Annotated in this window: 2 protein-coding genes; one reads left to right on the forward strand and one right to left on the reverse strand. The window is 71.5% G+C overall.

Annotation, left to right across the window (positions count from 1 at the left end):
• Positions 1-256 (forward strand): ROK family protein (locus tag H5J29_RS31570; protein WP_181784582.1); only part of this gene is annotated, 256 nt, incomplete at its 5' end.
• Between the two features lie 105 nt (positions 257-361).
• On the opposite strand, the gene H5J29_RS31575 is transcribed toward H5J29_RS31570, so the two are convergent.
• Positions 362-559, reverse strand: a complete 198-nt coding sequence (locus H5J29_RS31575) for a hypothetical protein (protein WP_181784583.1) — start codon at positions 557-559, stop codon at positions 362-364.
• Between the last annotated feature and the right edge of the window lie 1161 nt (positions 560-1720).

Raw genomic sequence — 1720 nt, forward strand, 5'->3', positions numbered from 1 at the left:
CGAGATGGGCCGCTGGCTGGGGGAGGGGCTGTCGCTGATCGCCGACGTCTTCGATCCCGAGCTCGTCGTGATCGGCGGCGGGGTCTCGGTGTCCGCCCCGCTGTTCCTGGACGAGGCCCGCGAGCACTACGCCAGGATCGTGACGGGGGCGGGCAACCGGCCGCCGGCCCGCATCCGCACCGCCCAGCTCGGCTCCGCCGCCGCGGTCGTGGGTGCCGCCGAGCTGGCCCGCGAGGCCGTGACCAGCCGGCTGTGAAGGCGACCCACGGCCCGGACGAGCGGTGGGACGTGAGTGGTAACAGGGCGTAGTGGTGGAGCGACCTTCCGTCGAGCCTCGACGCGAGGGGGCGGGCTCGGTGACCTACTGGTGGGTGCTCGCGGAGCCTGCGGGTGAGTCGACGCTGGAGAAGCTCCAGCGGGAGTCGGGGATCACGCTGCCGCCATCGACAAGTTCCTCGAGGACGAGTTCGACCGCGGCATCGAGGAGGGCACCTGGCTGTTCCTGTTCGACTCCTTCGACGAGATCCCGGCGGTGCTGGGCGCGGGTCGAGGCGGACACGACGATCGCGGCCTACAGCGACGCCCTCGAGGACTTCCTGCATGGGCTGGGCGCCTGTCGCGGGGTGATCGCGTCCCGGGAGTTCCGCGGACCGGCCCGCAGGCGGGATCTGCCGACGTTCGTGGTCGTGCCGCTGACCTGGCAGCGCAAGCCGGCCCTGATCGAGAAGGCCGACCTCCCTGCCGACGTCGAGCAGATCCTGGTCGCAGACCTCGAGCACGCGGGCGAGGACATCCGGGCGCTGACCGACAACCCGATGTTCCTCGGTCTGCTGTGCGAGAACGCGCGGTCGGGCAGTCCCTTCCCCGAGAGCGCGCACCGGGTCATCGAGAGCCATGTGCAGGAGCGGTTCGAACGCGACCGGGTGCGGATCCAGGACCTGTTCGCCGTCGAGCCCGACCTACACCAAGCTGCTCAGGGCGATCGACGAGGCCCACGCAGGCTCGGCAGGCGTCGAGGTCACCTTCTCGCACCGACGGCTCCAGGAGTACTTCGCGACCTGTGTCGTGTTGCGCGAGCCGGAACGGGTGCCTGCGGCGGAGCTGGTGCTGCGGATCCTCGCGGTCGGTGGCGGGTACCCGAGGTTCGCCTCGATGCGGTCCGACCTGGTCGCACGGGTGGACCGGATCCTGACCGCCGCGCGTCCCGCTGGTCGAGCTCGTCGCCCTCCTCGTCCTGACGGGCGTGGCGCTGACGCAGGCCCCCGGGATCCGCGGGCCCGTGGCATGGCTGGTGGTCGCCTTCACGCTCTCGAGCCTGCTCGTGCGGTCCGGGTTCAGCCGTCCCGGCGGTTCCTCCGCGAGCACGGTCGACCCACCAGCCAGGGCCTGGTCGCCACGGCGTTCCTGGTCCTGGGAGGGGCGGTGGTCGCGGGCCTGATCTTCGGGCTGGTCCTGCTCACGAACCGCTTCTCGTGGCTGACGCTGTACCACTTCGCCAGCCAACGCACGCTGGACGAGATCGCGCGGATCGACGAGGCGCTGGCCCAGTCACCGCGACCGCCGGTGGGTCAGACCGTGCCGTCGTCGTCGTCGGAGTCGCCCGCAGGCTGCCAGAGCCGCATGAGCAGCCAGGTGAGGCCGCCCGCGATGGCGACCAGGCCGAGCGGCAGCCCGTAGACCGAGGACATGCCGAGCCACTGCGGCGCCGCGATGAGCACGA

This window comes from Pseudonocardia pini (assembly GCF_013870575.1).
GTDB lineage: Bacteria > Actinomycetota > Actinomycetes > Mycobacteriales > Pseudonocardiaceae > Pseudonocardia > Pseudonocardia pini.